Consider the following 8,369-nt stretch of genomic DNA (forward strand, 5'->3'; position numbering starts at 1 on the left):
GGACGAAGCGCTGGCAGCGCACGCCGCCGGTGCCGCGGCCCTTGGTGGGGTACTCCTGATAGGGGGTGACCTTCACCGATCCGCCACCGACGTCCAGCGCCCCGGAGTTGTCGGCGATCGTCACGAGCAGGCCGTCCCGATTCGGGTCGACCACGCCGAACCACAGCGCCCTCGCGCCCTTCGTCAGGGTGATGCCCGCCATGCCGGACGAGGTCCGACCCTGGGCGCTGACCCTGTCGGCCGGGAAGCGCAGCATCTGCGCGTCGGTGGTGACGAACACCAGATCGTCCTCCGGTCCGGTCACCGACCCGGCCCCGACGACGCGGTCGCCGTCCTTGAGGGCGATGACCTCCCAGTCGTCCTTGTTCGACGGCACGTCGTGCTTGAGCCGCTTCACCACGCCCTGCGCGGTGCCGATCGCCAGGATCGGGCCGTCGGGCTCCAGGCTCGCGAGGGCGACGATCGTCTCGCCCTTCTCCAGTCGGACGAACTCGGTCAGCGCGCCGCCGCCGGACAGCGCCGGGGGAGCCGCCGTGATCGGCACGGCCGGCATGTCGATGACCGGCAACCGGATCATTCGGCCGGCGCTGGTCAGAGCGCCGATGTGGCCGCGCGCGGAGGACTTCACTGCCGAGACGATGACGTCGTGCTTGGCCCGTGGCCCGTGGGCCGGGAGTTCGGTGTCGGCGGGGGTGCGGGCCAGCAGCCCCGTCGCGGAGAGCAGCACCCAGCACGGGTCGTCGGTGACTTCGAGCGCAACCGCGGTGGCCGGCATGCCCGCCGACTCCAGCAGCACCGTCCGGCGCGGGGTGGCGAACTTCTTGCTCATCGCGCCGAGCTCGTCGGAGACCAGGGCACGCAGCAGATCATCGGAGTTCAGCAGCGCGTCGAGTTCGGCGATGGTGGCGCGCAGCGTCTCGGCCTCGCGCTCGAGTTCGAGTTTGTCCAGCCGGGTGAGCCGGCGCAGCGGGGTGTCCAGGATGTAGGTGGCCTGGATGTCGGTGAGTTCGAAGATTTCCATCAGGCGGGTCTTCGCGGTCGCCGCGTCGTCGCTGGTGCGGATGACCTGGATGACTTCGTCGATGTTGAGCAGCGCGACCAGCAGGCCGTCGACCAGGTGCAGGCGGTCCGCGGCCTTGCCGCGCCGGTAGGCACTGCGGCGACGCACCACGGTGAAGCGGTGGTCGAGGTAGACCTGCAGCAGTTCCTTCAGGCCGAGGGTGAGCGGCTGTCCGTCGACCAGGGCGACGTTGTTGATGCCGAAGGAGTCCTCCATCGGGGTGAGCTTGTAGAGCTGCTCGAGCACCGCCTCGGGGACGAAGCCGCTCTTGATCTCGATGACCAGGCGTAGCGGGTTGTCCTTGTCGGTGTGGTCGGCGACGTCGGCGATGCCGGCCAGCCGCTTACCGCGGACCAGCTCGGAGATCTTCGCGACCACGCGCTCGGGGTCGACGCCGAAGGGCAGCTCGTCGACGACGATCGCCTTCTTACGGGGCGTCAGATTCTCCACGTGCGTGGTGGCGCGGGTGCGGAAGGTTCCGCGTCCGGTCTCGTAGGCCTCACGGATGCCGTCCAGGCCGATGATCTTGCCGCCGGTGGGCAGGTCCGGGCCGGGGACGAAACGCATCAGGTCGTCGAGGTCGGCCTCGGGGTTCTTGATCAGGTGCCGCGCCGCCGCGATCACCTCGCCGAGGTTGTGCGGCGCCATGTTGGTCGCCATGCCGACCGCGATGCCGGCCGCGCCGTTGACGAGCAGGTTGGGGAAGGCCGCCGGGAGCACCACCGGCTCGACCTCGGAGCCGTCATAGCTGGGGATCAGGTCGACGGTGTCCTCGTTGATCGCCTCGACCATCGCCATCGCGGCGGCATCCAGACGGCACTCGGTGTACCGCATCGCGGCCGGGGCGTCGGCGTAGGAGCCGAAGTTGCCGTGCCCGTCGATCAGGGGCAGCCGCATGGCCAGCGGCTGCGCCATCCGTACCAGGGCGTCGTAGATGGCGCCGTCACCGTGCGGGTGCAGCTTGCCCATCACCTCGCCGACGACCCGGGCGCTCTTGACGTGCCCGTTCTCGGGCCGCAGGCCCATGTCCGCCATTTGGTACAGGATCCGGCGGTGCACCGGCTTGAGCCCGTCCCGGGCGTCCGGCAGCGCGCGGGAGTAGATGACGGAGTACGCGTACTCCAGGAACGACCCGCGCATCTCCTCCGAGACGTCGGTCTCGATGATGCGTTCGTCGGGCTGGGCGGGCGGGGGCGGAGTCTTGACCATGGGCCCATTTTCCCAGTCCCCGCCGACGATTCCGCACCCGGCGCGCCCGGGCGGAACTCAGTGGCGAAGCCGGCTCAGGTTTGGTGCAGGCGGGCCTCGAGGGAACCAAAGGACGTCCGGAGCCGTCCGAGTGTGTGGGGGATCGCCCGGTTGTGGGCGATTGAGGGGGAGGACACGCAGCATGGGCGTCATCAAGCAATTCGCCATCAGCTCGATGGTGCTCGGGGTGCTGGCCATGGCCGGTGGAGCGAGTGCGCTGGCTTTCGACGGCGGCGGCGGGGAGTTCCCGGCGGTCCAGCCGGCCGACGAGCCGGCGCTGCCGTCGGACGTGCGGTCGGACGTGCCGTCGGACGTGCGGTCGGACATGCCGGAGGTCCTCCCGGACACCGGCGGACCCTCCGCCGCCTGGGACTGGTTCGCGCCGCACGGCCGGTAACCACACCAGCCACAGCAGCGGGTCTTCCATTACCCAGTGGTCGATTTGAGGCCCAATTCGGTGCCGAAATCGACCACTCGCTCATGCATGAGCGAGTGGTGACGCCGCTGAGTGCGGGCTACTCGCGGAGCTCGGGCAGGTCCTCTTCCCAGAACTCGGCGTCGGTGCGGGGGGCGTAGTCGCCGGTACCGGACATCTTCGGGGCGTGGCGATCGTCCTCGGCCTTGCGCAGCTCGACGCGGCGGATCTTGCCCGAGATCGTCTTGGGCAGCTCGGCGAACTCCAGGCGACGGATCCGCTTGTACGGGGCGAGCTCGGCGCGGCAGTGCTTGAGGATCGACAGCGCGGTCTCGCGGGACGGCTCGTGACCGGCGGCCAGGACGACGAAGGCCTTCGGGACGGCGAGACGTAGCGGGTCCGGGGACGGGACGACGGCGGCTTCGGCAACGGCCTCGTGCTCGATCAGCACCGACTCCAGTTCGAACGGCGAGATGCGGTAGTCCGAGGCCTTGAACACGTCATCAGCGCGCCCGACGTAGGTGATGTAGCCCTCGTCGTCCCGGGTCCCGACGTCGCCGGTGTGGTAGTACCCACCGCGGGTGACGTCGGCGTTGCGGTCGGGATCGCCCTTGTAGCCGACCATCAGGCCCAGGTGCGGCTTGGACAGATCGATGCAGATCTCGCCGTCGTCGCCGGGCTCGCCGGTCAGCGGGTCGACCATCGCGATCGTGTAGCCGGGCAGGGCGCGGCCCATCGAGCCGGGTTTGATCGGCTGCCCGGGCGGGTTGCCGACCAGCGCGGTGGTCTCGGTCTGCCCGAAGCCGTCCCGCACGGTGATGTTCCAGGCCTTCTCGACCTGCTCGATGACCTCGGGGTTGAGCGGCTCGCCGGCGCCGACGCACTCGCGCACCGGCAGCTTCCACGCGGCGAGGTCGCCCTGGATCAGCATCCGCCACACCGTCGGCGGCGCGCAGAAGGTGTTCACCTCGGCGCGCTTCATCACCGACAGCAGCGCGGGGGCGTCGAAGCGCGCGTAGTTGTAGAGCATCACGCAGGCCTGCGCGGTCCACGGTGTGAACAGGTTGCTCCACGCGTGCTTGGCCCAGCCGGGCGAGGAGATGTTCAGGTGCACGTCGCCGGGCTGCACGCCGATCCAGTACATCGTCGACAGGCAGCCGACGGGGTAGGAGACGTGGGTGTGCTCGACCAGCTTCGGCTTCGCGGTCGTGCCGGAGGTGAAGTAGAGCAGCATCGGATCGGTGGCCAGCGTCTCGCCGTCCGGGGTGAACTCCGCGGACCCCGACGTGGTGTCCGGGAACGTCTTCCAGCCGGCCGCCCCACCGACGGCGACCTTGCTGTAGGAACCGGGCACCTCGTCGAACTTGGCCGCGTCCCGGCCGTTGGTGATGACGTGCTTCGCCTCGCCCCGGTTGACGCGGTCGACCAGGTCCGGGGTGCCGAGCAGCGTGGTCGAGGGAATCATCACCGCGCCGAGCTTGATCGCGGCCAGCGCCGTCTCCCACAGCTCGACCTGGTTGCCGAGCATCACGATCACCTTGTCGCCGCGCCCGACGCCGGCCTCGCGCAGCCAGTTCGCGAGCCGGTTCGAGCGCTCGGCCAGCGCACCGAAGGACAAGATCGCCTCCGCGCCGTCCTCCTCGACGATCCACAGCGCCTTGGCGTCCGGGGTCTCGGCGGCGACGACGTCGAACCAGTCCAGCGCCCAGTTGAACCGGTCCAGCTCGGGCCACGCGAAGGTGTCACGGGCGGCGGGGTAGTCGGTCCGGATCGACAGCAAGTGGTCGCGGGCGGCGCGGAAGGCGGCGGTCGCGGCGGGGTTGGTGCTCATCTGGGCTCCCTGGGACTACAAGCTGTGCAAGCTGGTGCGGGCAGATTCTTCCTTCCCCGCGGCACGGTCAAAGGCACCCCAACGCAAGTGGGGGGCGCGAAATGGCGTTGCCGCCATCGGGTGCGGCCGGTCAGGCTGCGGTATGACGACCGAGATCTGGGCGCCCGGTGAGGCCCCACCGGAGGCCCTGGAGTGGGGCCCGGTCCGCCTGGACCGCTGGCGTCCGGACGATCTGGACGACCAGTACGCGGCCGTCGACGTCTCCCGGGAGCACCTCGGAGGGTTCATGCCGTGGTCGCACGGGTACGAGCGGGCCGGCGCTGAGTGGTTCCTCGGGGACTCGGCGCGCTCCTGGGCGGATCGGACCGCGTTCAACTACCGGGTGTCCGACCCCACGGTCGGTCCCGATCGGGTGCTCGGCAGCGCCGGCCTGATGTCCCGGCGCGGGCCCGGGACGCTGGAAATCGGCTACTGGGTCCGGTCCGACGCGGTCCGGCGGGGCCTCGCCCGGCGCGCCTCGGCCGCGCTCACCCAGGCCGGGTTCGCGCTGCCCGGCGTCGAGGAGATCACCATCTGCCACGACCCGCTCAACGAGGCCAGCGGCGGGATCCCCGCCCAGCTGGGGTACACCCGCCTGCCCGACCTGGTGCCCGGCCCGCCCGGACGCGAGGACGAGCGGCACGTCTGTTGGAGTCTGCGCAAGGAGGCGTGGTCGCCGGTGCGAGGATGACCGGCATGGCGGACACCGGTATCTCAGACACGCTGCGCGCAGCGATTCAGCGCAGTGGCTACTACCCCGAGCTTGTGGCAGAGGGGATCGAGTTCGCGGTGGGCACCGAGTCGATCCGGTCCTGGTTCGTGCACCAGGAGACGACGCTGGACTCCGAGGCGGTCCGCCGCCATGTCACCGTGCTCACCCTCACCCCGACCCGGCTGATCGTCGGGCACACCGACGAGCACAGCGCCGACGAGGACAACCCGGTCGCGTACGCCACCACCTCCACCGAGAGCGTCGCGCTGAGCCGGGTCTCGACGGTGGTGCTCAGCCGCACGGTGGCCGACCCGGCCCGGTATGCGGTCGGCGCCCCGCCCACCGAGCTCGTGCTCACCGTCGGCTGGGGCGCGGTCAGCCGCCTCGACCTGGAACCCGCCGCGTGCGGTGACCCGAACTGCGAGGCCGACCACGGCTACACCGGCACGGTCAGCGCCGACGACCTCTCGGTGCGGGTCTCCGAGGCCGGCGACGGCCGGGAGACCGTTGCCGAGATGCTCGCATTCGCGACCGCGCTGTCCGCGGCCGTGGGCACCGGGTGAGTTTCACCGCCGGGAAGCTCGCGTACGGCACGGCGGGGCTCCCGGACCTGCTCCCCTCGGTCCTGGGGGAGCTCGGGGTGCCGGGGGAGTCCGGGCCGCTGGCTCTGGATCTGCCCTCGCGCGTCGCGGTGCTGCTGGTCGACGGACTCGGGCTGAACCTGCTCCGCGCCCACACCGCCCAGGCGCCCTACCTGGCCTCCCTGCTCCCGGCCGCGAACACCCTCGCGGTCGGCTTCCCGTCCACCACCGCGACCTCCCTGACCTCGCTCGGCACCGGGCTGCCGCCCGGCGCGCACGGGGTGCTCGGGCTGAGCATGCGCGGACCGGACGGATCGATCCTCAACGCCCTGCACTGGGACGCGGCCAAGGTCGACCCGAACACCTGGCAGCCGCACCCGACCGCGTTCGAACGGGCCGCGGCCGCCGGCATCGAGGTCCGCTCCTTCGGCCCGGGCCGGTTCCGCGGCAGCGGCCTGAACGGGGCGGCGTTCCGCGGCGTCACGCTGGACCCGGCGGAGTCGGCCGGCGAACTGGCCGCGGCCACCTTGGACGCCCTGGCCGACCGGCCCGCTCGCGACCGGGTGCTCGCCTACACCTACTACGGCGACCTCGACGCGACCGGGCACCGCAAGGGCGTCGGATCGGCAGCCTGGCGCCATCAGCTCGCGCATGTGGACCGCCTCGCCGAGCAGATCGGCACCGCGCTACCGCCCGGCTCGGCTCTGCTGATCACCGCGGACCACGGGATGGTCGACCTGGTCGACGACGAGCGAATCGATGTCGACGCCGAGCCGGAGCTGCGCGACGGCGTCGAGCTGATCGCGGGCGAGCCGCGGGCCCGCTACGTGCACGCCGTCCCGGGTGCCGCGGCCGACGTGCTGGCCACCTGGCGGGCCCGACTCAAGGACGGCTGGATCGTGCTCTCGCGCACGGAGGCGGTCGAGGCCGGCTGGTTCGGCCGGGTCGACGGAGGAGTCCTCGAGCGGATCGGCGACGTGGTCGCGATCGCCACCGGAGCCGGCAGCGTGGTCGCCAGCAAGTCCGAGCCGTCGTTCCTCGCGAAGATGATCGGCATGCACGGCTCGCTGTCCGAGGACGAGTTGCTGGTGCCGCTCATGCGGGCCAGTAACTGATCTGACGGAATGTCAGGCCTGATTCTCCGCGAGCCACTGCGCGAAGATCGAGCGGAACTCCTCGTGCGTCCGTCCGAAGGTGATCGCGTGCCCGGTGTTCTCCATCTCGACCACGGAGAGCCGGGATGCCTGCGGGTAGGCGGTCTGGGTCTGGATCGTCGGGCCACCCGGCGGGAACAGCGCGTCGTTCTTGCCGACGATCAGCAGCGTCGGAACCAGAATGGCCGGGGTCTGCAGCGAGGTACCGATCAGGCCCTGCAGGCCGCTGAGCAGGTCGCCGCAGGCGTCCCGGTTGCGCTTGCGCAGGACGATGTCGGCGACGGCCGGTTCGACGTCGTGGAAGTGGCCCGCCGCGAAGTCCTCGTCGGTCCGTCCGAACGCCGCGTAGTTGGGTGCACCGGAATCGCCGCGCGAAGGCTGCGGTGCGGTCAGGCAGTCCTGCCCGGAGGCGAAGAACGTCTGCAGCGTGAGCGGTGAGGGGTAGTGCGTGTAACCGATGACCGCGACCGCTTCGGCGCTCTGGAAGATCGACTGGGTCAGCTCGGCGATCAGGCCGCCGGCCGAGTGCCCGGCCAGGATGACCCGGCCGAACTTCGGCACCGGCTTGCCGGCCTCGTAGCTGCCGGCCCGCAGGTGGTCGGCGATCTGGTCGGCCATGTCCGCCTGGGCGGGCAGGCAGGTGGCGTTGCCGTCCTTGAGATCGTCGTGGGCCGGGTTGCCCAGCCGGTCGACCACCAACGACACGTGGCCCTGCTCGGCCTGCTCGCGGGCGTAGTCGTACTCCGGAACCTCGGTCAGGTGGAAGAAGAAGCTCGAGTACCCCAGCCCGTGCAGGTACATCGTCACGGCCGGGCTGGAGGCGCGGATCAGGTCCTGGGGCGCGACCAGGTTGGCGTGGATCGTGTAGACCTCGCCATCCGGCTCCTGCTGGCACGGGATGCCGGTGGCGTTGCGGTTGAAGACTTTGAAGGTGACCGGGATGTCCACCACGCTCGCGCCCGCCACCGTGGGCGTTGCGCCGGCGGGGGCGCCGAGCGCCGCCGTGAAAGCCGCCGTCAGCGAGGCCGCGAGGGCGACGCGCAGGGTCGTGCGCCGGCGGTGGGTGCAGCCGCTTCGGGAGTGCATGAGCAATTGGAGCCCATTCCGCTTGCTTTTAGTACTGGACGCGCACTTTCGGAGGCACCCCAAATGAGGTAGTACGCCAGGTTGCGGTGGGATTGTGACTCAAACCACGTTCTGAAGGAGGTGCCGGTGGGCGCGGGTGACTGCCTGGTCGGGGTCGAGAAGTTGGCCGACGAGCTGGCCGGCCCGCGCCCGCCGCGCGTGCTCGACGTCCGCTGGCCCGTCCCCTGGCGGGCGGGTCACGTC

At 70.7% G+C, this 8,369-nt stretch carries 7 protein-coding genes; 4 read left to right on the forward strand and 3 right to left on the reverse strand.

What is annotated here, in order from left to right:
* Positions 1-2,269, reverse strand: a 2,269-nt coding sequence (locus H0X00_RS18555; protein ID WP_293773800.1) for a DNA topoisomerase IV subunit A, incomplete at its 3' end; no start/stop codon positions are given.
* A gap of 181 nt (positions 2,270-2,450) precedes the next feature.
* Here H0X00_RS18555 and H0X00_RS18560 point away from each other — a divergent pair.
* On the forward strand, positions 2,451-2,705 hold the full coding sequence (locus H0X00_RS18560) for a hypothetical protein (RefSeq protein WP_293773802.1): 255 nt from the start codon (positions 2,451-2,453) through the stop codon (positions 2,703-2,705).
* A 118-nt stretch (positions 2,706-2,823) separates the two neighbouring features.
* On the opposite strand, the gene H0X00_RS18565 is transcribed toward H0X00_RS18560, so the two are convergent.
* The gene (locus H0X00_RS18565; protein ID WP_293773804.1) at positions 2,824-4,554 is read right to left on the reverse strand and encodes an AMP-binding protein; all 1,731 of its coding nucleotides are present in this window, start codon (positions 4,552-4,554) and stop codon (positions 2,824-2,826) included.
* 142 nt (positions 4,555-4,696) lie between these two features.
* On the opposite strand from H0X00_RS18565, the gene H0X00_RS18570 reads away from it, so the two are divergent.
* From H0X00_RS18570 to H0X00_RS18580, 3 genes are read left to right on the forward strand one after another with little or no spacing between them, the layout of a single operon-like run.
* Complete coding sequence (locus tag H0X00_RS18570; protein WP_293773806.1) at positions 4,697-5,284, forward strand: GNAT family N-acetyltransferase; 588 nt, start codon at positions 4,697-4,699, stop codon at positions 5,282-5,284.
* 5 nt (positions 5,285-5,289) lie between these two features.
* On the forward strand, positions 5,290-5,868 hold the full coding sequence (locus tag H0X00_RS18575) for a DUF5998 family protein (RefSeq protein WP_293773808.1): 579 nt from the start codon (positions 5,290-5,292) through the stop codon (positions 5,866-5,868).
* Positions 5,865-7,001: an alkaline phosphatase family protein gene (locus tag H0X00_RS18580; RefSeq protein WP_293773824.1), complete on the forward strand. Its 1,137-nt coding sequence runs from the start codon at positions 5,865-5,867 to the stop codon at positions 6,999-7,001. Before H0X00_RS18575 ends, H0X00_RS18580 begins: the two co-directional genes overlap by 4 nt.
* Positions 7,002-7,013: 12 nt before the next feature.
* Here H0X00_RS18580 and H0X00_RS18585 read toward each other — a convergent pair whose 3' ends face one another.
* Positions 7,014-8,126 (reverse strand): alpha/beta hydrolase, encoded by a 1,113-nt coding sequence (locus H0X00_RS18585; protein WP_293773825.1) that lies wholly within the window; start codon positions 8,124-8,126, stop codon positions 7,014-7,016.
* Between the last annotated feature and the right edge of the window lie 243 nt (positions 8,127-8,369).

This window comes from Sporichthya sp. (genome assembly GCF_013815995.1).
Lineage (GTDB): Bacteria > Actinomycetota > Actinomycetes > Sporichthyales > Sporichthyaceae > Sporichthya.